The 21,464-nt window shown below is 63.4% G+C and carries 21 protein-coding genes; 12 read left to right on the top strand and 9 right to left on the bottom strand.

Going from position 1 to position 21,464, the window contains the following annotated elements; all coding sequences use genetic code 11:
* Nucleotides 1-125: 125 nt before the first annotated feature.
* The 3 genes from EB815_RS11990 (at nt 126) to EB815_RS11980 (ending at nt 5,241) form a co-directional block, all read left to right on the top strand.
* A complete protein-coding gene (locus EB815_RS11990; protein WP_056578743.1) occupies nt 126-1,658 on the top strand; it encodes a putative bifunctional diguanylate cyclase/phosphodiesterase in 1,533 nt (510 codons plus the stop codon).
* 200 nt (nt 1,659-1,858) lie between these two features.
* Entirely contained in the window at nt 1,859-3,910 is a 2,052-nt protein-coding gene (locus EB815_RS11985; RefSeq protein WP_056578746.1) for an elongation factor G, read from the top strand.
* 833 nt (nt 3,911-4,743) lie between these two features.
* Entirely contained in the window at nt 4,744-5,241 is a 498-nt protein-coding gene (locus EB815_RS11980) for a methyltransferase family protein (protein WP_056578749.1), read from the top strand.
* Nucleotides 5,242-5,298: 57 nt separating this feature from the next.
* On the opposite strand, the gene EB815_RS11975 is transcribed toward EB815_RS11980, so the two are convergent.
* Entirely contained in the window at nt 5,299-6,195 is an 897-nt protein-coding gene (locus EB815_RS11975; protein WP_027044146.1) for a LysR family transcriptional regulator, read from the bottom strand.
* Nucleotides 6,196-6,286: 91 nt separating this feature from the next.
* A complete protein-coding gene (gene trxB, locus EB815_RS11970; protein ID WP_056578751.1) occupies nt 6,287-7,261 on the bottom strand; it encodes a thioredoxin-disulfide reductase in 975 nt (324 codons plus the stop codon).
* Between the two features lie 254 nt (nt 7,262-7,515).
* Between trxB and EB815_RS11965 the strand changes: the two genes are divergently transcribed.
* Together EB815_RS11965 and EB815_RS11960 are read left to right on the top strand one after the other, a co-directional pair.
* A complete protein-coding gene (locus tag EB815_RS11965) occupies nt 7,516-7,995 on the top strand; it encodes an Lrp/AsnC family transcriptional regulator (protein WP_019860544.1) in 480 nt (159 codons plus the stop codon).
* A 246-nt stretch (nt 7,996-8,241) separates the two neighbouring features.
* Nucleotides 8,242-9,036 carry a glycosyltransferase family 2 protein gene (locus EB815_RS11960; RefSeq protein ID WP_056578754.1) on the top strand — a complete coding sequence of 265 codons (795 nt, stop codon included), beginning with the start codon at nt 8,242-8,244 and terminating at the stop codon, nt 9,034-9,036.
* Between the two features lie 15 nt (nt 9,037-9,051).
* Here EB815_RS11960 and gmhB read toward each other — a convergent pair whose 3' ends face one another.
* The 5 genes from gmhB to EB815_RS11935 form a co-directional block, all read right to left on the bottom strand.
* Complete coding sequence (gmhB, locus tag EB815_RS11955; protein ID WP_056578757.1) at nt 9,052-9,699, bottom strand: D-glycero-beta-D-manno-heptose 1,7-bisphosphate 7-phosphatase; 648 nt, start codon at nt 9,697-9,699, stop codon at nt 9,052-9,054.
* Nucleotides 9,692-10,264: a D-sedoheptulose-7-phosphate isomerase gene (locus EB815_RS11950; RefSeq protein WP_056578759.1), complete on the bottom strand. Its 573-nt coding sequence runs from the start codon at nt 10,262-10,264 to the stop codon at nt 9,692-9,694. The genes gmhB and EB815_RS11950 overlap by 8 nt, the downstream gene beginning before the upstream one ends.
* A 7-nt stretch (nt 10,265-10,271) precedes the next feature.
* Nucleotides 10,272-11,765, bottom strand: a complete 1,494-nt coding sequence (rfaE1, locus tag EB815_RS11945) for a D-glycero-beta-D-manno-heptose-7-phosphate kinase (protein WP_056578762.1) — start codon at nt 11,763-11,765, stop codon at nt 10,272-10,274.
* Nucleotides 11,766-11,874: 109 nt separating this feature from the next.
* Nucleotides 11,875-12,507 (bottom strand): LysE family translocator, encoded by a 633-nt coding sequence (locus tag EB815_RS11940; protein WP_056578764.1) that lies wholly within the window; start codon nt 12,505-12,507, stop codon nt 11,875-11,877.
* 449 nt (nt 12,508-12,956) lie between these two features.
* A complete protein-coding gene (locus EB815_RS11935) occupies nt 12,957-13,193 on the bottom strand; it encodes a type II toxin-antitoxin system Phd/YefM family antitoxin (protein WP_056578769.1) in 237 nt (78 codons plus the stop codon).
* A 119-nt stretch (nt 13,194-13,312) separates the two neighbouring features.
* Between EB815_RS11935 and rfaD the strand changes: the two genes are divergently transcribed.
* Genes rfaD through waaC form a run of 3 tightly spaced genes read left to right on the top strand, consistent with a single transcriptional unit; the run spans nt 13,313 to nt 16,220 of the window.
* Nucleotides 13,313-14,263: an ADP-glyceromanno-heptose 6-epimerase gene (rfaD, locus tag EB815_RS11930; protein ID WP_056579011.1), complete on the top strand. Its 951-nt coding sequence runs from the start codon at nt 13,313-13,315 to the stop codon at nt 14,261-14,263.
* Nucleotides 14,236-15,243, top strand: coding sequence for a lipopolysaccharide heptosyltransferase II (waaF, locus tag EB815_RS11925; RefSeq protein WP_056578772.1), 1,008 nt, complete (start codon nt 14,236-14,238; stop codon nt 15,241-15,243). The genes rfaD and waaF overlap by 28 nt, the downstream gene beginning before the upstream one ends.
* Nucleotides 15,240-16,220 carry a lipopolysaccharide heptosyltransferase I gene (gene waaC, locus EB815_RS11920; protein ID WP_056578775.1) on the top strand — a complete coding sequence of 327 codons (981 nt, stop codon included), beginning with the start codon at nt 15,240-15,242 and terminating at the stop codon, nt 16,218-16,220. The genes waaF and waaC overlap by 4 nt, the downstream gene beginning before the upstream one ends.
* Nucleotides 16,221-16,444: 224 nt before the next feature.
* Here the strand turns inward: waaC and greA are convergent, their stop codons facing one another.
* The gene (greA, locus tag EB815_RS11915; RefSeq protein ID WP_008877613.1) at nt 16,445-16,918 is read right to left on the bottom strand and encodes a transcription elongation factor GreA; all 474 of its coding nucleotides are present in this window, start codon (nt 16,916-16,918) and stop codon (nt 16,445-16,447) included.
* A 273-nt stretch (nt 16,919-17,191) separates the two neighbouring features.
* Nucleotides 17,192-17,731 carry a tetratricopeptide repeat protein gene (locus EB815_RS11910; RefSeq protein ID WP_056578777.1) on the bottom strand — a complete coding sequence of 180 codons (540 nt, stop codon included), beginning with the start codon at nt 17,729-17,731 and terminating at the stop codon, nt 17,192-17,194.
* Nucleotides 17,732-17,874: 143 nt separating this feature from the next.
* Between EB815_RS11910 and EB815_RS11905 the strand changes: the two genes are divergently transcribed.
* The 4 genes from EB815_RS11905 (at nt 17,875) to EB815_RS11890 (ending at nt 21,354) form a co-directional block, all read left to right on the top strand.
* Nucleotides 17,875-18,300, top strand: a complete 426-nt coding sequence (locus tag EB815_RS11905) for a DUF3775 domain-containing protein (protein WP_056578781.1) — start codon at nt 17,875-17,877, stop codon at nt 18,298-18,300.
* A gap of 717 nt (nt 18,301-19,017) precedes the next feature.
* A complete protein-coding gene (locus EB815_RS33550) occupies nt 19,018-19,605 on the top strand; it encodes an extensin-like domain-containing protein (RefSeq protein ID WP_244494157.1) in 588 nt (195 codons plus the stop codon).
* Between the two features lie 109 nt (nt 19,606-19,714).
* Nucleotides 19,715-20,521: an extensin-like domain-containing protein gene (locus tag EB815_RS11895; RefSeq protein WP_056578784.1), complete on the top strand. Its 807-nt coding sequence runs from the start codon at nt 19,715-19,717 to the stop codon at nt 20,519-20,521.
* 125 nt (nt 20,522-20,646) lie between these two features.
* A complete protein-coding gene (locus EB815_RS11890) occupies nt 20,647-21,354 on the top strand; it encodes an LssY C-terminal domain-containing protein (RefSeq protein WP_056578786.1) in 708 nt (235 codons plus the stop codon).
* The last annotated feature ends 110 nt before the right edge of the window (nt 21,355-21,464 follow it).

Genomic DNA, 21,464 nt, shown 5'->3' with positions numbered 1-21,464 from the left:
CGCGGTTTTCTCTCCTTAACCATGAACCTTCCCCGCATGGCGCAACAGGGCGAAACAGGGGCGAATTCAATGTCTTCTTAACAGCTGCGCACTAGCCGTGAGCCTGCATTGCAGGGGGCGATGAGATGAGCATACTGGCGACGATCAAGGACCATAGCGGCCGGATCTACCGTGCCATCCAGGCGCTGCTTTTGATCAGCATCGGCGCCGCGTTGCTTGGCACCCTCGAGATGTCGGAAAACCTGCCCTCCAACAGCGCCTATGCGGTCTCGATCCTCGCCACGGGGTTGGCCCTGCTGGCGCTGATGTACATGCGCAGCAGCGTCGTTCACAGCCTGAGATCCGCCGCCGCCGCCGAGGCGGAAAAGCATCATTTCCTGACCAGGGACGCGATGACCGGGGCGATGACCCGCCGCTATTTCCTGGAAGCGCTGGGCAACAGCCTGGGCACAATGCGCGACCGGCGCGATGCGGCCTTGCTTTTGATCGACCTCGACCATTTCAAGCAGCTCAACGACACATTCGGTCATCAGTTCGGCGACCGCACCCTGTCGCATCTCGTCAAGACCACCGAGCGCATCTTTTCCGGCTGCATGGTCGGTCGGCTCGGCGGCGACGAATTCGGCGTCATCATCCCGCACGGCGATCTCACCGCCATCAACAAGGACATCAGGCAATTGCTGGATGCCATGCGGGCCGGCAAATCGCACGAAGGCAAGACCATTCCGCTCTCCATCTCGATTGGCGTGGCACTGGCGCCGGCCCATGCCTCGAACACGACAGAACTGATGCTGGTTGCCGACCTGGCGCTCTATGAGAGCAAGGCGGCGGGCCGTGGCCGTGTCACCGTGTTCGACGAGGAGATGCTGTCCGACAAGCGCTACCGCCGCCTGGTCGAGCGGGAATTGCGCGCCGCGGTCTATCTCGGCGAGCTCGAGCTGCACTACCAGCCGATCGTCAACCCGGACGGATCCACCTGTGCGTTCGAGGGCCTGATCCGCTGGCGCCATCCGGTTCGCGGCCTGATCTCCCCGGCCGAGTTCATCCCGATCGCCGAACGCTCGACTCTGGTCGACATGCTTGGCGAATGGGTGTTCAAGCGAGCTTGCGCCGATATCGGCCATTTCCCCGGACGCCGCATCTCGATCAATGTCTCTGGCGAGCAGCTGAAGCGCGACGAGATCGTCACCATGTGCGACCGCGTGCTGAAGGAAACCGGACGTTCGGCGACACAATTCATCATCGAGATCACCGAGACGGTGGCAACCGCCGCCACGCCCGAGACCCTGCGGCGCCTCGAAGCCTTGCGCGGTCTCGGCTTCCACATCGCGCTCGACGATTTCGGCACCGGCCATTGCGGCTTCAACTATCTGAAGACCTTGCCCATCGACAGCATCAAGATCGATCGCTCCTACATCCGCAGCCTTGCCCATGACCAGGTGGCGCAGATCTTCGTTTCGGCGCTGGCGCAGATCGCGCGCATCCAGGACGTCACCATCGTGGCGGAGGGTGTCGAGACACAAGAAGAGTTCAAGCTGGCCAAGGCCGCCGGCTGCAATCGTTTCCAAGGCTATTTCTTCGGCAGGCCGGCGCCACGCGACAAGGTGGGGCCCTTGCTCGCCATCGATGATGCCGAACCCATGGCGCTGAGCGCCTGAGGTCACGCACGGGCACCCGATTTCTATTTCCCTTGCCCTGCCGACAAACAAGTGGGACGATGCGCCAGGGCAGGTGGCGACAAGAAAAGAACCCCGCCCGCGACGGTCGAACAGGCCGGCCGCCGCTCAGGACCGATTGACCACGCCTGAACCATGCATGCCAGTCGGTCCCTAGGGAAACGCCTGAGTGGAGGTCAGCCATGGGTACTCGCGCCGGAGGACGACGCACGGGACCGAAATGCATTGCCATAGTCGGTCCCTTTGCAAGCGGTAAGACGACACTTCTCGAAGCCATATTGGCCCGTACGGGCGCCATTCCCCGCCAGAACCCGGTTTCCTCGGGCAGTACTGTCTCAGATCATTCGCCGGAAGCACGCGCCCACGCCATGAGCGTCGAGGCGACCGTCGCCACCACCGATTTCATGGGCGAGCAGATCACCTTCGTCGATTGTCCCGGCTCGATCGAATTCTCCTTCGAGGCCGAGCCGGTGCTGGCCGCCTGCGACCTCGCGGTGGTCGTGGCCGAGGCCGACGAAAAGAAGATTCCCGCCCTGCAGCTCATCATGCGCAAGCTCGATGATCTCGGCGTGCCGCGCATCCTGTTCCTCAACAAGGTCGACAAGGCGATAGCAGGCGTTCGCGACACGCTGAAGATGCTGCAGCCGGCAAGCTCTGTGCCGCTTCTGCTGCGCCAGATTCCACTTCGCAAGGACGGCGTCGTCATCGGTTCGATCGATCTGGCGCTGGAGCGTGCCTACATCTACCGCGAGTACGCCGAAAGCGAGGTGGCCCAGATACCCGGCGACGACAAGGCGCGCGAACTGGAAGCACGCTTCTCCATGCTGGAGACTCTGGCCGACCATGACGACCAGCTGATGGAACAGCTGCTCGAGGAGATCGAGCCGCCGAAGGACGCCATCTTCGACGACCTTGCCGCCGATCTGCGCGATGGCGTGGTGACGCCGGTGCTGATCGGTACCGCCGAGAAGGGCAATGGCGTGCTGCGCCTCTTGAAGACGATCCGCCACGACGCACCCGACATCGAGGCGACCCGCAAGCGGCTTGGCGCCCCCGACGGCGGCGCCACCGTGGTCCAGGTGATGAAGACGATCCACACACCGCATGGCGGCAAGCTGTCGGTGTCGCGCATCCTGTCCGGCCAGGTCGCCGACGGTTCCGAACTCTGGCTGCCCGGCGGTGAGACGGCGAAGGTTTCCGGCATCTACAAGATGCTCGGCAAGGACCAGTTCAAGCTCACCGCCGCCAAGCTTGGCGACACCGTGGCGCTGGGCAAGCTGGACGAGGTCAAGACCGGCCAGACGCTGACTTCGGCCAGGGGCGGCACCAAACAGCTGTTCGCATTCGAGCCACCGCAGCCGGTATTCGCTTTCGCGCTGCGGCCGAAGGAGCGCAAGGACGAGGTCAAGATGTCGGCCGCCATCCAGCGGCTGGCGGAGGAAGATCCCTCGCTCAGCCTGCGTCACAACCAGGACTCGGCCGAGACGGTGCTGTCTGGCCATGGCGAGATGCATCTGCGCGTCGTGCGCGAGCGGCTGGAGGGCAAGAACCAGATCCCGGTCGAAGGCCATGCCCCGGCCGTGCCCTATCGCGAGACGATCCGCAAATCGGCGCAGCAGCGTGGCCGCCACAAGAAGCAGTCGGGCGGCCATGGCCAGTTCGGCGACGTGGTGATCGAGATCAAGCCGTTGCCGCGCGGCTCCGGCTTCCAGTTCACCGACACCATCACCGGCGGCGTCGTGCCCAAGACCTACATCCAGTCGGTCGAAACAGGTATACGCGATTACCTGAAGAGCGGCCCGCTCGGCTTCCCCGTGGTCGACGTCGCCGTCAACCTGTCGGACGGCTCCTATCATGCGGTCGATTCCTCCGACATGGCCTTCCAGATGGCCGCGAAGCTCGCCATGAAGGAAGGCATGGCCGCCTGCTCACCGGTGCTTCTGGAGCCGGTGATGAAAGTCGAGATCGTCACGCCCTCGGACGCGACCTCGAAGATCATCGCGCTCATCCCGCAGCGGCGCGGCCAGATCCTCGGCTATGACGCCCGGCCCGGCTGGCCGGGGTGGGATGTCGTCGAGGCGACCATGCCGCAAGCCGAGATCGGCGACCTGATCATTGAGCTGCGCTCGGCAACGGCGGGCGTCGCCAGCTATCGCGCCGCCTTCGACCACATGGCCGAACTCACCGGCCGTCTCGCCGACGAAGCGATGAACACCAACGGCAAGGCCGCCTGATTTCGCCGCAATCCACCACCTCTCGCCGTTAGCGGTGAGAGGTGGCTGGCAGGACAGAGGGCGGCATCAACGTTTGGGAGGTTCATGACCAGCGGGACCGGCGCATGGCCTCCAGATGCGAGCCCCGCCGCCTCGCGACAGCAACATGCATGAAACCAAAAACGACGCCCGGGGGGCCGGACGCCGTTTTGTTTGCGGACCGTTTTCTTGGGAGGAGAAACGGTAGGCCCGCCGCATGTGCCGTCGCCGGGTTTCGGCGAAAAAAGGTTCGGACGCGGTAGCCGCCTGAGCCCGGGCCGTACGAGTGATGCCCCCATCTCTCGTCCGAACCACACCGCGTCCTAGCGTGTACATAGCATCGGAAGGCATCGTTGTCATGTTACCAGAGGTTACATGACACTGTTACGCGGCAATTCTGGTGAATTCCTGGTCCGCCCCGGTAAGGTCCGGGCAACAAAAAAGCCGGATCAACGAAGATCCGGCTGAGTTTGATTGGAAGTGCCTGTTAAGGCTAACCTCCAGAGGGGAACACTCGAGGGCGCTAATGGGAGGAGAACGCGCCCAGGAGATGATCTATATATCTGCTCATCATGCCCAAGAAACAAGCATCTATTTTGCAACACACGCATGCAAAAAGACGCAGGCTGTGGTCTAACCCATTCCGAAAGCCAATAGGACCAGCAGAATCCCCAAAACGGAGCACGCCGCGGGCCATTTGTCGTTGTGAAAACGCCAATCCAGGCCGATCTTGCTCCAAAATGCCGAAAACGCCTGATGACCTGGAATCAGGCAGTGGCCGTTCAATTCTGAGGCAACCAGGCGGGAAGCAGCCAATGCGTCCTTTTTCAGCCATTGCCGGCAGCGGCGTTTTCCTGATCGCGGCTCCGGGCGTGGTTGCCGGTCTTGTCCCCTGGCTGCTCAGCGACCATTGGGGCTTGCCGTGGTCCACCGTACCGGGCTTTGTTCTTGCTGGCGGCATCCTCATCGTGGTCGCGGCCGCCGTGCTGCTGCATGCCTTCGCCCGCTTCGCGCTGGAGGGGTTGGGCACGCCGGCTCCCATCGCGCCGACCGAAAAGCTGGTGATCGGCGGCGTCTATCGCCATGTCCGCAATCCCATGTATGTCGCCGTGCTGTCGATCATCCTTGGCCAGGCACTGCTGTTCTCCAGCTGGACGCTTCTCGCCTATGCCGCCATCGGCGCCATTGCCATGGGCTCCTTCGTCAGGTTCTACGAGGAGCCGACGCTCGCAAGCCGCTACGGCGCCGACTATGAAACCTACCGCCGCAACGTCCCTGGCTGGCTGCCACGCCTGACACCCTGGCGGGATTGACGAGCAGCGAGCAGCGCAGCCCAAGGCATGTCGAGGTTCAGGTCAGGCCGAATGCCCTCAGAAGGACCAGCTGCGCGCCTTGGCAATGATGAAGTCGCGGAACACGTGCAGCTTGGCCTGGTTCTTCATCGCGTCGGGATAGGCGAAATAGGTGTCGAAGGACGGCACCTCGGTTTCCGGCAGCAACTGCACCAGGCCGGAGTCCTTGCTGATCACGTAGTCCGGCAACATGGCAATGCCGGCGCCGCCCTGCACGGCGCGCTTGATCGACAATATGTCGTTGATCTGCAGCGACGGCACGCGCTGGCCGCCCTCGAAATCACCGACTGTCTCCAGCCAGTTCAACTCCGATAGATGCGACGGAACCGGCAGGCCGAAGGTGACGATGCGATGGTTTCTGAGTTCGGCGACCGAGGCCGGCTTGCCATGCTTGGCGACATAGGATGGCGCCGCGTACAAGTGGAAATGCACGGTGAACAGGCGGCGCTGGATCAGGTCCGGCTGCTGCGGCTGGCGCAGCCGGATGGCGCAGTCGGCCTGGCGCATGGTGAGGTCGAGTTCCTCGTTGGCCAGGATCAGCTGCAGGCTGATTTCGGGATAGAGCTCGATGAACTCCTGCACCCGCTCGGTCAGCCAGCCCGCGCCAAGGCCGACGGTCGTCGTCACGCGGAGCACGCCGGAAGGCCGATCCTTGGTCTCGGTCAGGCGCGACTTGATGGTCTCAAGCTTCATCAGCACGTCATGCGCCGTGCGGAACAGCATCTCGCCCTGCTCGGTCAGCACCAGGCCGCGCGCATGGCGATTGAACAGCGGCACGCCGACATCATGCTCGAGCGCACTGACCTGCCTCGATATCGCCGATTGCGACAGGTGCAATGTCTCGGCCGCGTGCGTAAACGACCCCGCTTCCGCCGCAGCGTGAAACACGCGTAGCTTGTCCCAGTCCAACGCCATGATTCCCCTCGTTCTGTTTGGCGTCTGAATGAAAAATCAGGCTTTTACACGGCGTCTCTAAGCCGTTTTTTTAACAGTCCGACAGCCGCTCTTATTCCGCTGCTTCGCGATGCACCTCGATGCCGGCCAGATACTTTTCCGCCTCGAGCGCGGCCATGCAGCCAAGCCCCGCCGCCGTCACCGCCTGGCGATAGACATCGTCGGTCACGTCGCCGGCGGCGAACACGCCGGGCACGTCGGTGCGGGTCGAATCCGGTGCCGTCCAGAGGTAGCCGTTCGGCTTCTGCTTCAGCTTGCCGACGAACAGTTCGACGGCCGGTGCGTGGCCGATCGCCACGAACACACCATCCACCTTGAGGTGGCTTTCGGCGCCTGTCACCGCATGCTTGAGCTTCAGCCCCTCGACTGAAGGCGGCAGCGGCGCCTTGCCGGGACGGCCGGTGATCTCGTCGACGATCGTGTCCCAGATGACGCGGACATTCTCCTTCTGCAACAGCCGCTCGCGCAGGATGCGCTCGGCGCGGAAGTCGCTGCGCCGATGGATGACCGTCACGCTCTTGGCGAGATTCGACAGATAGAGCGCTTCCTCCACCGCCGAATTGCCGCCACCGACCACAGCGACATCCTTGCCGCGATAGAAGAAGCCATCGCAGGTGGCACAGGCCGAGACGCCGAAGCCCATGAAATCCTGCTCGGTCGGAATGCCCAGCCACTTGGCCTGCGCGCCGGTGGCGATGATCAGCGCGTCGGCGGTGTAGGTCGTGCCGGAATCGCCCTTGGCGCGGAACGGCCGCACGTTGAGGTCGACCTCGGTGATGATGTCGTTGATGATGTCGGTGCCGACATGCTCGGCCTGCTTGAGCATCTGTTCCATCAGCCACGGGCCCTGGATCGGGTCGGCGAAACCGGGATAGTTCTCGACATCGGTGGTGATCATCAGCTGGCCGCCCTGCTGCAGGCCGGCGACGAGCATCGGCTTCAGCATGGCGCGCGCGGCGTAGACAGCCGCGGTATAGCCGGCAGGGCCGGAACCGATGATGAGAACAGGCGCGTGCTTGGTGGTCATTTAAAGCCTCAGCGGGGCGGACAATCGGGGGTGCCTTGGAGAAAGACGTGAAATTCGCGCTTAATGTAAGGGTTGCCAACCACGCCAGCAAGACGAACGGGCCGTCGTCCCCGGAAAGGTTCGGCCCACGCGGTTATTCGCACGATCGCCGCTTTCGTTACGCTTCAAAAATCGCGTTGATGAGGGCTGGCGCCATCACAAAAGTCGTTTAATTACAAAATCGCGAAAGATTCTTGCGCCGAGCAGAGACAACCATGCCCCTGAAAGCCGACCTCGACGCCATCGACTGGAAGATCCTGCGCGAATTGCAGGCCGACGGACGCATGACCAATGTCGAGTTGTCGAACCGCGTTGGCATTTCCGCCCCGCCCTGCCTGCGCCGGGTCAAGCGGCTGGAGGAAGCTGGCATCATCCGCGGCTACCGCGCGCTGCTCAACGCCCCGGCGCTCGGCCTCGACGTCGTCGCCTTCTGCCTAGTCGGACTGCATCATCAGGCCGATGCCGAACTGCGCACCTTCGCCGAGCGCACGCGCGGCTGGCCGATCGTGCGCGATGCCTGGATGGTTTCGGGCGAATCCGATTTCCTGCTGCACTGCGTGGCAAGCGACCTCGGTGCCTTCCAGACGTTCGTCATCGAGGAACTGACCTCGACGCCGAATGTCGACACGGTGCGCACCGCGCTCACCATCCGCCGTGTCAAGGATGAAGGCCTGGTCTCCTTCGAGCGCCCCTGAACCGGCAACCGCCTTCGCGCCCGCGAATTCCTGGTCTCCGCCACACCGGTGCCGCGTTGGTATTCGACAGAGGCTGATGTACAAGGCTGGACGGCTCCGCCGAACTTCGCCGCCGAACTGACCGCCTGATTGGTTTCTCAAGCAATTGCTGGAAAAATGTGTAACGGTTTTCCGCCCGGGATTGCGTAAGAACAGATGGCACAAGCAGCGTTTGCTCCGGGGACGGCCCGCCATGGGAAGGGGACCATGACTCGATTTGCAAGCCCGGTCTCGGCGCTTATCATTTGCGTGGACGAAGCCGACATGATCGGCCCGTGTCTGGAAAGCATCGATTTCTGCGCCGAGATCATCGTCGTCGATTCCGGCTCGACCGACGGCACTGTCGAATGCGTGAAAGGCTATATCGCCAAGGGCTACCCGATAAAGCTGCTGCACAATGACTGGCCGGGCTTTCCCCGTCAGCGGCAATTCTCGCTCGACCATGCTACGCAGCCCTGGTGTCTTTCGATCGACCCGGACGAGCGCGTCGATGACCAGCTGCGACAGTCGATCGTGGCCATCACGCAGGCGGCCGACAACAAGGTCAGCGGCTGGTACATCCGCCGCCGCGATTGGCTGAAGGGCTACGGCTATGCGCACCGCTGGGTACTGCACAACAGGCTGATGCGGCTTTTCCGCCGGGAAGGCGCCACCATGGATCTCACCGCGCGGGTGCATGAAGCCTTCCACGTGCCGGGCGAGACCGGCACGATCGAAAAGGGTGTCCTGCTGCATCGCCGCGAAATATCGGTCGAGGAGGATCTCGCCCGGGCCAACGCCTATTCCGGCCTCAAGGCCGTCACGCTGGTCGAGAAGGGCAAGAAGCCCGGCCTGGTGCGGCTGGTGCTGTCGCCGTTCGGCAACTTCCTGAAATTCTACCTGGCCAAGCGCTACTTCCTGTGCGGTCGGCACGGTTTCGTCTACTCGATGTCGGTGATGATCTATTCCTTCGCCACCGAAGCCAAGCTTTACGAAGCCTCGGAACGCAACGATCCTGTATGAACTGCCTGTCCTGGATCAGGACCTGTTGTCCCGGCCGAGCATTTCGATGGCTGCGAGCAGGCCACCGAGGTCGCTGCCGTCGCGCAGGGGCCTGATGGCGAAACCGGCCTGAGCCGCCGCCTCGCCGTCGACCAGCCAGCCTTGCGACAGGCCAGCACGCTTTCCCGCCTGCATGTCGGCCAGCTTGTCGCCGACGATCAGGGACCGCTCAAGATCAATGCCGAGGCGCTTGGCAGCCTCGACCAGCATGCCCGGATTGGGCTTGCGCATCGGATGATCCGATACGCCCAATGGCCCGACACCCGCCTCGTGGTAGGCGCAGGCAAGCACCATGTCGACGAACACGCCCCGGTCGTGCAGCAGATCGAGGACGCGGCCGTTCACCGCGGCAAAGACGCTCCAGCCGAAATAGCCGCGCGCTATGCCGGACTGGTTGGTGACCACGACAACTGGAATCCCGGCCTCGTTCGCGGCTGCGATCGCCGGCAGCATCTGCCGCCTGAGCTCGATCTCGCCCGGATCGCTGGGATAGTCGGTATCGATGTTGATGGTGCCATCGCGGTCGAGGAACAGCGCCGGCACGTGCCGCGGAAAAAACCGGTCGCCGATCCGCTCGATCCACACACCCGGCTCGACCAGCGGGTGCGATACCCCGTCAGCCATTGTGCAGGCGCGTTTCGACCACCTCGCACAGATGGTGGTAGAGGCACAGATGCCCCTGCTGGATGATCGGCGTCGAGGTCGAGGGCACGTTGAGCAGTATATCGCACAGCGGCTTGAGCTTGCCGCCGGTGTCGCCGGTCAGGCCGATCACCGTCATGTCCATCATCCGCGCCTGTTCGGCGGCGGCGAGAATGCTCGGAGAATTGCCGCTGGTCGAGATCGCCAGAAGCACGCCGCCGGCCGAGCCATGCGCCTCGACCTGGCGCGAAAACACCGTGTCGAAGCCATAATCATTGCCCCATGCGGTCAGCACCGCCGCGTTGGCTGGCAGTGCTATGACATTGTAGGCCTTGCGCTCCTTCAGGAAACGGCCGACGAGTTCGCCGGCTATGTGGATGGCATCGCTGGCCGACCCGCCATTGCCGGCGATCAGGAAGGCCTTGCCCGACGAAAGCGCCGTCACCACGGCGCTCGCCGCGCGTTCCATCTCGCCTGTCAGGTCACGCTCGACCATCGCCGTGATCGCGGCCGCCGAGCGGACCAGATAGTCATTCAGTTCAGACATGAAACCCTCAGTTGGTGCTGCCGCCCGCGCGCAGTTTTCCGATGGTGCCGGTCGTGCTCTTGCCGGCGACGAGATCGACCAGCACGACGCGTCCGCCGGCCTTCTGCACCACATCGGCGCCCACCACCGTCTCGATCGTGTAGTCCGCGCCCTTGACCAGTATGTCGGGCAGAAGCGCCTCGATCAGCGCCAGCGGCGTATCCTCCTCGAACACCACGACAGCATCGACCGAAGCCAGGGCCGCGAGCACGCAGGCGCGGTCATGCTGGTCGTTGACCGGACGGCCCGGCCCCTTCAGCCGCCGCACCGAGGCATCGCTGTTCAAGCCAAGCACCAGCCGGTCGCACTGGCTGCGCGCCGCGTGCAAGAGGCTGACATGGCCGGCATGCAGGATGTCGAAACAGCCATTGGTGAAGCCGACGCTCAGGCCCTCTTCCTTCCAGGCCGCCACCATGCGCGCGGCCGACGCGGCATCGAGGATGGCGTCCTTGTGGGCGGTCGGTCCATGCGAGCGCAACAGCGCGCCGGTGAGCTCCTCGACCGTCAGCCGCGCGGTGCCGCGTTTTCCCACAACAACCCCGCCGGCGGCATTGGCGATCGAGGCCGCCGCGACGGGATCGGCACCCGAAGCGAGCGCCAGCGCGAACGTTGCAATGACCGTATCGCCCGCGCCCGAGACGTCGAACACTTCGCGCGCCTGGGTGGCGATGTGGCTGGCCTCATCCGGGCCGACGACGCTCATGCCTTTTTCGCTGCGTGTGGCGACGACAAAGTCGAAGCCGTGCGCCGAGATCAGCTCACGGGCCGCCGCGACGATCTCGTCATCGGCGAACACCGGATGGCCGACGGCCTCGCCAAGCTCCTTGCGATTGGGGGTGATGGCGGTCGCGCCCGCATAGCGCGCATAGTCCCTGCCCTTCGGGTCGACCAGTACCGGTTTGCCCGCCTCGCGGCAGATGGCGATCAGTTCGGCGGCGACGCCATCAAGCAGGATGCCCTTGCCGTAATCGGACAGGATGACGATGTCGGCCGCCGCGAGCGCGGCGCGAAAATGCCGGATCAAACCGGCCCGCTCCGTTTCGCCGAGCGGCTTGATCTCTTCTTCGTCGAAACGCAGCACCTGCTGGTTGAGTGCGCTGAAACGGCTTTTCGACGAGGTCATGCGGCCACCCTGCTGCGCCAGGCCCGCCGTGTCGGCGCCAAGCTCGCCAAGCATCCGCAACAGGCTGTCGCCGGCCGTGTCGGTGCCCATCACCGAAACCGGAATGGCGCGCGCGCCGAGCGAGATGATGTTGGCCACGACATTGCCGGCGCCGCCCATCGCCGAGGTCTCGCCGCGCCCGTGCAGCACCGGGATCGGCGCTTCCGGAGAAATGCGCTCGATGACGCCGTTGACGAAGCGGTCGAGGATGATGTCGCCGACCACCAGCACGGCGACGTCGCCAAAGCGCGCAATGGCGCGGTGCAGGGGTTCGGGTGAAGGCGGATTGTGCTTGATCATGTCACTGGCAACGCGCTGGGAAAACCGTCTCTGGAATATAGGGGGCGGCTGGCGGCCGTTCATGCCTGCCGATATACCGCAATTCGAGCCGGCGCAACGGCGATGCCCGTCAGCTCTTCTGCAGGGCGACGTGGACGCCGAGCCCGACCAGCACCGCACCACCGGCCCGCTGCATCAGGCGCTGCGCCCGGCTCGAACGCCGCAGCCGGCCGATCACGAGGCCGGCCAGGAACACGCAGACAATGTCGGCCGACGAGAACATCAGGTTGACGATAGTACCCAGTATGACGAATTGCAGCCAGACCGGGAAGGCCGACGAGGCGTCGATGAACTGCGGCAGGAACGCCATGAAGAAGATCGCGGTCTTCGGATTGAGCACCTCGACGGTGATGCTTTCGAAAAAAGCCCGGCGCGCCGATTTGCGCTCGATGGCGGGCAGTGCCACGTCGCCCTCGACGCGCTTGCGGAATAGCGAGACACCGAGCCAGATCAGATAGAGCGCGCCGACGAGCTTGACCGCCATGTAGAGCGGCGGCACGGCGTGGAACAGCACCGACAGGCCGGCGGCGGCGGCAAAGACATGCACGTAGCCGCCAAGATGAATGCCGAGTGCGGCCGTCAGGCCTGACCAGCGCCCACGCGCCATCGTCTGCGCCGCGGCATAAAGCATGGCCGGACCTGGGATATAGGCGAAGATCGCCGTCGTGGCGAAAAATGCGATGAGCAATTCGGTCGACGGCATTTTTTGTCCCTTGTGATCTTGACCTGCCCCCGTTGCAGACCGTTCAGTCAGCCCGTGGGATGGCTTTGGATCGGCCTCCGCGAACAGCCGCAATGAAAGCCGGCATGACTTTTTTGTGGAATGACGGACTGAAGGCGCCGATGCGCGCACCCGGTTCGAAATAGGCCGACGATTCCAGGATATCGTGGTTGTACTCGTCGACTATGACCCAAAGGGGGATAGCGTCAAGGCCGGCACGGTGGCGTTCAATTTCCGGAACCCCAACGGCTGAGCGATCACGGCCCGGCTGCGCGGAGGTGATTGCAAGGATGAAAAGGTTCGTGCCTCCGGCCTTCCCCGGGAGAACGGCGACGAATGCGACAGGCCTCGTCTTGCGGCCTTCGGTCTCGCCATCTCCGTGTTGGCGATGCCATAGATATGGATATCGCCACACATCCGCGGCAACAGGTTTAATCACGGTCCAGTTCCGCGGCGTACTCTTCGAGTATCTCGACATGTTCGGATGGTGCATCCTCCGACGCATAAGCGCGCCGGCTGTCGTTGGCGAATCGAGCTTCGTAAGCCTCGATGCTCATCAGGACGTATCTCGGCTTGTTGTGACGAGTGATGGAGACGGGCTGCTGGCTGGCGGCCGCAAGCACGTCGCCGAGATTCTGTTTCAGATCGGTCGATGGATAGTGTTTCATTGGACACTCCGTTTTGCCCATAATAGACAAAATGGACAAAACAGACAACCACCTGCTTTGTCGACAGCCCGGCTGGCCTCCCTTATAAGGACCGGAATCGCAAGCAACCAGAGGCCTTCATGATCATCGTCACGGGCGGCGCCGGCATGATCGGCTCCAACATCGTCGCCGCGCTCAACGCCGAGGGCCATGACGACATCCTCGTCGTCGACGATCTCACCGACGGCCACAAGATCGCCAACCTCGCCGATCTCAGCATAGCCGACTACCTCGACAAGGATGACTTCCTGCCACGCCTGGAGTCCGGCGGGCTCGGCCGCATCGAGGCCGTCTTCCATCAGGGTGCCTGTTCGACCACCACGGAGTGGAACGGCAAATTCATGATGGAGGTGAACTACGCCTACTCGAAGCGGCTGCTGCATCAGTGTCTCGCGCTGCGCGTGCCCTTCCTCTACGCCTCTTCCGCATCCGTCTACGGTGGCGGGTCCGAGTTTCGCGAGGAAGCCGAGCTTGAGCGGCCGCTCAATGTCTACGCCTATTCCAAGAAACTGTTCGACGACTATGTCAGGCGCACCGTCTTCGACACGGATCATTCGCCTGTGGCCGGCTTGCGCTACTTCAACGTCTACGGACCGCGCGAGGCGCACAAGGGCGCGATGGCATCGGTTGCCTTCCATCTGTTCAACCAGGTCGAGCAAGGCCAGAACCCGAAACTGTTCGGCGCCTATGATGGCTTCGGACCCGGCGAGCAAAGCCGCGACTTCATCCATGTCGGCGATGTCGCGGACGTGAATCTGTGGCTTTGGAACCGCGGTTCGAGTGGCATTTTCAATTGCGGAACCGGCCGAGCCCAGCCTTTCCGTGCCATCGCGGAGACGGTCATCGACACGCTGGGCAACGGAGAGATCGAGTTCATCCCCTTTCCCGACCACCTCAAGGGCAGCTACCAGAGCTTTACGCAAGCTGATATGTCCCGTTTGCGCGCGGCCGGTTATAATGGCCAGTTCCGGACAGTGGAAACCGGTGTCAGAGACTATGTCGAATGGCTGAAAGCCCAACGATCCTCGTGATCGGCCCACGCTGGGTTGGCGACATGGTGATGGCGCAGTGCCTGTTCTCGGCGCTGAAGGAACTCCATCCCAACGCCGCGATCGACGTGCTGGCGCCGGCCTGGGCCGCGCCGCTGGTCAAGCGCATGCCTGAGATCCGCCAGCAGATCGACTTTCCGCTGAAGCCCGGCGCGTTCGAATTCACCCATCGCCGCCGCTTCGGCCGCCTGCTGCGCGGCCGCTACGACATGGCCTATGTCCTGCCCGGCAGCTGGAAGTCGGCGCTGATCCCATTCTTTGCCCGCATCCCGCGCCGTTTCGGCCATCTGCGCGAAATGCGCTACGGCCTTTTGACCGACGTCGTGCCGCTGCCGGAGGCCCTGAAACGGCGCACCGCGCAGGCCTATTTCAGCCTCGCCAGGGGCGGCAGTTTTCGCGCGCCTCATCTGACAGTGGATGCGGGCAACCAGGCCACTTTGCTCCACCGTTTCGGGCTGACCCGACAGGGATTTGTGGCCCTGATGCCTGGCGCCGAATTCGGCCCGGCCAAGCGTTGGCCGAGCGAAAGCTATGCCGGCCTGGCCCGCGAGTTCATGGGCAAGGGCTTGAAGGTCGCCCTGTTCGGCTCGAAGAACGACCGCGCCGTCACGGCGGAGATCGCGGCCCTGGCTCCCGGCGCCGTCGACCTCGCCGGCCAGACGCGGCTGGAGGACGCCATCGACCTGATCGCGGCGGCAAGGCTCGCCGTCTCCAACGACAGCGGGCTGATGCATGTCGCGGCGGGCGTCGGCACGCCGATCGTCGCCGTCTACGGCTCGACCTCGCCCGACAATACGCCACCGCTGGCGGAACGCCGCGAACTGGTCTGGCTTCACCTCTCCTGTTCGCCCTGCCACCAGAAGGTCTGTCCGCTCGGTCATCTCAACTGCCTGAAGACATTGGGAGTCGGCCAGGTCGCTGCGGCGGCGGACCGGCTGCTGGAACTTCCGACAGCGGCATGAAGGTCCTGATCGTCAAGACATCGTCAATGGGCGATGTCATCCACACCTTTCCGGCCGTCGAGGATGCCAGCCTGAACCGGCCGGACGTGTCCTTCGACTGGTGCGTCGAGGAGGCGTTCGCCGGCATCGTGGGGCTGCACCCGGCGATCGCGCGGATTCACACGGTCGCCATCCGGCGCTGGCGCAAGGCGCTGTTCAGTGGCGGCACCTGGCGCGAGGCAGCCGCGTTGCGCCGCACGTTGCGCGAATGCCGCTACGATCTGGTCATCGACGCGCAGGGCCTGCTGAAATCGGCCCTGGTGGCACGGCAGGCCGGCGCGCCGATCGCCGGCTTCGACCGTTCGAGCGCGCGCGAACCCTCGGCGACGCTGTTTTATGACGTCACCTACGCCGTGCCGCGCGAGCTGCACGCCATCGAGCGGACAAGGCGGCTGTTTGGGCTGGCGCTCGGCTATCAGCCCGATCTGTCGACGCTCGACTCCGGCATCGTGCCACCACTCGGCACTCTACCCGGCACCATCGGAAAAACCGCCTTCCTGCTGCACGGCACCAGCCGCGAGGACAAGAAATGGCCCGTCGAGGACTGGATCGGAACGGCCCGCCTGCTGGTCGAGCGCGGCATGATTCCGGTCACCACCTGGTCGAACGAACGTGAGAAGTCCGTGGCTGAAGCGATCGCCAGGGCCGTGCCGTCCACCGTCGTGGTGCCGAAATCGCCGCTGGCCGACATCGCCGGCATCCTCGGCCACTCGACGCTGGTCATCGGCGCCGACACCGGCCTGACCCACCTGGCCAGCGCCTTCGGCCTGCCGACGGTTGCCGTTTTTTTGGCGACGGAACCGGGTTTGACGGGTCCACGTGGGCCCTACGCGTCGACGCTGCTTGCCGCTCCTGGTGGGCGTTTGGCGCCGGCTGAGGTGGTGGAGGAGGCGGAGAGATTGCTGGAGCTTAGTCGGGCAAGCGCCGCCAAGAATTGATTTTCATTCGATCAATTCAACCGGAAAGGTCAGCGCCGCCCCTCATTGCCCTGCCGGGCATTTCTCCCCGTAAACGGGGAGAAAGAAGCTGTTTGCAACGCCGGCTATTGGCGAAATCGCCGATGACAGCGTCCTTCTCCCCGTTCACAGGGAGAAGATGGCGGCAGCCAGATGAGGGGCGGCGCCAACGCCGATTGGAAATGCGCAAATCCGCGCCCAATTCCCTAGATGAACTGCACCTGGACGATCTCATAGCCCCTGGCACCGCCAGGCGCATTGACCTCGATGGCGTCGCCGACTTCCTTGCCGATCAGCGCACGCGCGATCGGCGAGGAGATCGAGATACGGCCGGACTTCACGTCGGCTTCCTGGTCGCCGACGATCTGGTAGGTCTTCTTTTCCTCGGTGTCCTCGTCGACCAGCACCACCGTGGCGCCGAACTTGACCTTGTCGCCGCTGAGCTTGGTGACGTCGATGACTTCGGCGCGCGCGATCAGGTCCTCGAGTTCGTTGACGCGGCCCTCATTGAGGCTCTGCGCCTCTTTCGCGGCATGATATTCGGCATTTTCGGACAGGTCGCCGTGCGAGCGCGCTTCCGAGATCGCCTCGATGATGCGCGGCCGCTCTTCCTGCTGGCGCCAACGCAGTTCTTCCTTCAATGACGCGAACCCCTCGCCTGTCATCGGGACCTTGTTCATGATGCCTGACCTTTCCTGCCGCCACCCCCGCGTTTCGGGGAAAGCCTTGTCGATGGGTACAAAAAGAAAACGGTCCGGCAGCCTCGGGCTAACGGAACCGTTTCACCACAATTTCCCCCAATATAGCAATGTCAGCGGGTTTTTCACGCCCAAAAATCGGTTTTGCAAAAATCATCCCCGCTTTCACCAAGAGGAGGCAGACAATGGGGCTGGAGGCAAACAAAAAACGGCCGCGATCGCTCGCGGCCGCTTCGACAAGCCCTGGGAGCCTGATCAGCTCCGCATGAAATGCTCGATCTGCTCGGACAGCATGCCGTATTCGCGCGATCCCTTGCCGGTGCGCTTCTCGATTTCCATCAGCTGCTGCTGTGCGCCGGCGAGATCGCCGATCTGCAGGTGCGCCTCGCCGAGATATTCACGCACCAGCGTGTAGTTCGGGTCGATGCGCAACGCTTCCTCGTAATAGCCGAGGCCCACGGTGACACGTCCGGAATGGCGGTGCGAATAGCCGAGATAGTTGAGAATGCGCGGATCCTGCTTGTTGGCGGCAAGGGTGAGCACCGAGATCGCCTCGTCATAGCGCCCGGCCATCGCCAGCGCATGGCCTGCATCATAGATGCTGTCGTCGTCCAGCATGCCTTCCTGGGGGGCGACGCATTTTTTCTTCTTCTTGTCCCACACCTCTCCCTTCTTGCACTGGGTGACGGTCTGGTCGCTGCCACCACTGCTGCTGCCCGCCGCGAACACCGGGACAGCGAAGAACTGCAGCGCGACAAGGGCAGTCGCGGCCTGGATCAGCATTCTTTTATGCATCGAAGCCTCCTTGAGGGGTGAGAATGTAACACTAACGCCAAGCGCCCCGCGTTTCATCCCGGAAAAAAATTCGAGTGGAGAACATCAGGTGACGGATGCCGCAAATCCGTTATCATCCGGCAAACGACTGACGGAGATGGCCCGTGCAGCGGCGGCTTGAAAAGGACTGGGAACTCTCGATCGGCCCCGATACCGTGCGCCTGTTCATCCTCAAGGCCAAGGCGCTGAGTGCCGCGGTCAACGAGGATTATGTCGATGGCGCCGAACACGAGATCGAGTTCGATGGCGACACGCGCGACAACCATCATCATGACGGCCTTGCCGAGGAAAGTTCGGAAAACCTGACCGAGGAGGAGTTGCGCGAACTGATCAACGACCTCAACGTCGACGAAGCCGCCGAGTTGATTGCACTGGCCTGGGTCGGGCGCGGCGACTACGACGCCTCGGAATGGTCCGACGCGGTGACCGCGGCGCGCGAACGCGCCAACAGGCGTACGGCAAAATACCTGCTTGGCATGCCGCTGCTCGCCGATTGGCTGGAGGAAGGCCTCGAAGCGATCGGCGCGTAACGGCGTGGTTACCGTTCGTGATGGGCTGAAGGCAACCTCCGGGCGCGCGCGCCGTTGACGGCGATGGGGTCGTCTGTCTTTTCCCGAATATACAGGATTGCACTGGCTACGGCCGTCACCGCCTTGCTGGTGATGCCTGCCGATGCCAAACATCGTCACAAGCATCACAGGCCGCTGACACCGAGGGTGGAGCAGCCGTTAACACCGCGGGTCGACCAGCCGTTGAAGCCGCGTGGCCGCCATAAGGCGAAAGCGCGAGTGGAGCAGCAGTCCACGCGGAAACCGGCTCCGCAGAAAAAGCAAAATCCCCCGCCGCGAAATTCCCTGCCATCGTCTCTGACGCCGCCGCCTCCGACATCATCCCCAATGCTACCATCGCCTGCCAATGCGCCGGTGCCTGAACCACGTCCCGCCGCCGCTCCAAAGACGGAAGAGCAGAAGACCGACCCTCCCAAGACAGACGGCCCCAAGGCAGACGGCCCCAAGACAGGCACAACGTCCGACCAGTTCAATGAAGAAGAATCACGTCGGAAGAAGCAGGCGCGGCCCGAACCTTCAGCCCGGGAGCCATCAGCCGAAACGGAAAGCGAGCCGGAGCCGCCACCCGAGGTGCCGATCCCGACACACAGGCCCGACAACACCGCTGAACCTCAGGCTGAGCCGCCTGATGTAGCGCCGCAACCGCCTGAAAAACCGGCTGAAACCGGCGACAGGAAGATGCTTCCCGACCCGCGCTCGGCCGATCGGCCCGGCGAAGAGATGCCTGCCGAGGAAGTCGTTTGCCGCGAGCGGCTGAAGGCGCTTGGCGTCGAATTCGAGGAGCACAAGGCTGAAAGCGATCCCGAGATCGGTTGCTCGATCCCCTATCCGATCGTCATCAAGACACTCAACAAGTCGGTCGCCATCGGTCCCGGCACCGAGTTGAATTGCTCGATGGCCGAGGCGGCCGCCCGCTTCACCGCCGATGTTGTTCAGCCGGCAGCCAAGGCGGAGTTCGGCACGGAGGTGAAGTCGATCAGCCAGGCCTCGGCCTTCGTCTGCCGGCCGCGCCACGGCACCCGGAAACTGTCGGAGCATGCCTTCGGCAACGCGCTCGACATCGCCGGCTTTACCTTGTCGGACGGCAGGAAAATCGACATCAGCCCGTCACCGCCGGAGAAGGACGCCAAATTCCTCAACGCCGTGCGCAAGGCCGCCTGCGGTCCGTTCAAGACGGTGCTCGGGCCGGGCGCCGATGCCGATCACGCCTTGCACTTCCATCTCGATCTCGAGCCACGCAGGCACGGCGGCACGTTCTGCCAATAGGCGCATCAGCAGCCCGCCGCAATTCAGCCTCAGGAATGAACGCGGGCGCTGAGTTTTCCTTTACCCTTGATCGTTAAAATGCCGGATATCCACTATTGGGATTCCGCCAATGACCGGCAAAACTCGCGCCGTGTTTCTCGCCACTGCGCGTCACTCGAAACCTGCAATGCTACTGGCCGCCGGCCTCACGCTTGCGGCCGTTTCGGCCTGCAACACCGGTAGTGTGCTGTCATTGCAGCCGGCGGTCGATGTCGGCGCGCAAACGTCGGCGGTACCGCAATATACGGGCATGCAACGGCTTGTCCCCTCCAACCCCTACATGACCCAGGCCGCCTATCCGCGCATGGATGAGCCGATGTCGCCGGTCGAGCAGATACCGGCCAGCGAAACCGATTGCCGCCAGCAGCTCAAGCGCCTCGACGTCGCCTATACCGACCTGGCGCCGATCCACGAAGGCCAGTGCGGCATCGACTATCCCGTAAAAGTCACGGCTATCGGCAGCATCCAGATGAAACCCGCCGCGACGCTGACCTGCGACATGGCCGCTACCTTCGCCGCCTGGACGAAGAACGAACTCGTTCCCTCCGCCCGCTGGCGTTATTTCTCCGGCGTCAAGACCATTCACCAGGGCTCCAGCTATTCCTGCCGCAACATCGCCGGCGAAGGCGTGCTGTCCGAGCACGGCAAGGGCAACGCGCTCGACGTCATGAGCATCGAGCTCAACAATGGCGACGACATCGACGTGCGCAAGCCCGGCCTCTTCGCCTTCCGCACCCGCGGCTTCCTCAACAATGTGCGCGCCGACGGCTGCCAGTATTTCACCACGGTGCTCGGCCCCGGCTACAATTACGATCACCGCAACCATTTCCACTTCGACATCAAGAACCGCAAGAACGGTTATCGCGCCTGCCGATAGTGCGTGCCGCCCAAAAGTGCCCTCGGTTCTGGTAGAACAACATGCCTTGGCATTGGCGCTCGTACCCTCTGCCAGCGGCCGACGACTCCGCATAGAATGACGCCGGAACGGTCGGGCGACGGCATATGAGCCAGCGGAGTATTCAGCGACGCATCGCGATCTGGGTGGCGGCCTTTTTGGCCGCCTGGCTCGCGCTTGCCTATTTCGCTGCGCCGGAGTTCTGGACGTTCCGGGAGCGCGGCTTTCGCGACCAGCGCTTCGAGATGGTGACGCACACGCAGCAAGGCATTCCCGGCGACCCGATCAATGTCGGCCTTGTCGGCGCCGAGAAGGAGGTGGTTCATGCCCTCGCCGTCGCCGGTTGGGACACCGCCGATGCCGTTACCCTGAGAACCGCCATCGATATCGGCGAAAGCGTCCTGTTTTCGCGTCCCTATCCCGATGCGCCGATGAGCCGCCTGCTGTTCGAAGGCCGCGCCCAGGACCTCGCTTTCGAAAAGCCGGCCGGCGACAGTGCGGACCGACGCCACCACGTCCGTTTCTGGCAGACGGAAACGGTCGGCGACGACGGCCGTCCGCTCTGGTTGGGAGCCGCCAGCTTCGATCGCGGCGTCGGTCTCAGCCACGACACTGGCGCGATCACCCATCACATCAGTCCCGACATCGATGCCGAGCGCGACTTCCTGATCGGCGACCTGAACGCGGCAGGCCTGCTGGCATCGACCAGCGATATGGCGGGCATCGGCGCCACCAGGACCGGCCGCAACGGCGGCGGCGACCCCTATTTCACCGACGGCAAGGCAATCATCGGCGTGCTGAAGGACCTGAAGTGAATGGAATGGGCCTTGCGACAAGGCCGCGATCGCAAACAGTCGAAAGAGCCAGCGTCTGCGCGCCGCATGGTCGTATCGCCTCATCAGCCAGCACTGTCATTTTCCAAAAA

The sequence above is a fragment of the Mesorhizobium loti genome (genome assembly GCF_013170705.1).
Taxonomy (GTDB): domain Bacteria; phylum Pseudomonadota; class Alphaproteobacteria; order Rhizobiales; family Rhizobiaceae; genus Mesorhizobium; species Mesorhizobium loti_D.
This window is presented reverse-complemented; position numbering and strand designations above follow the sequence as displayed.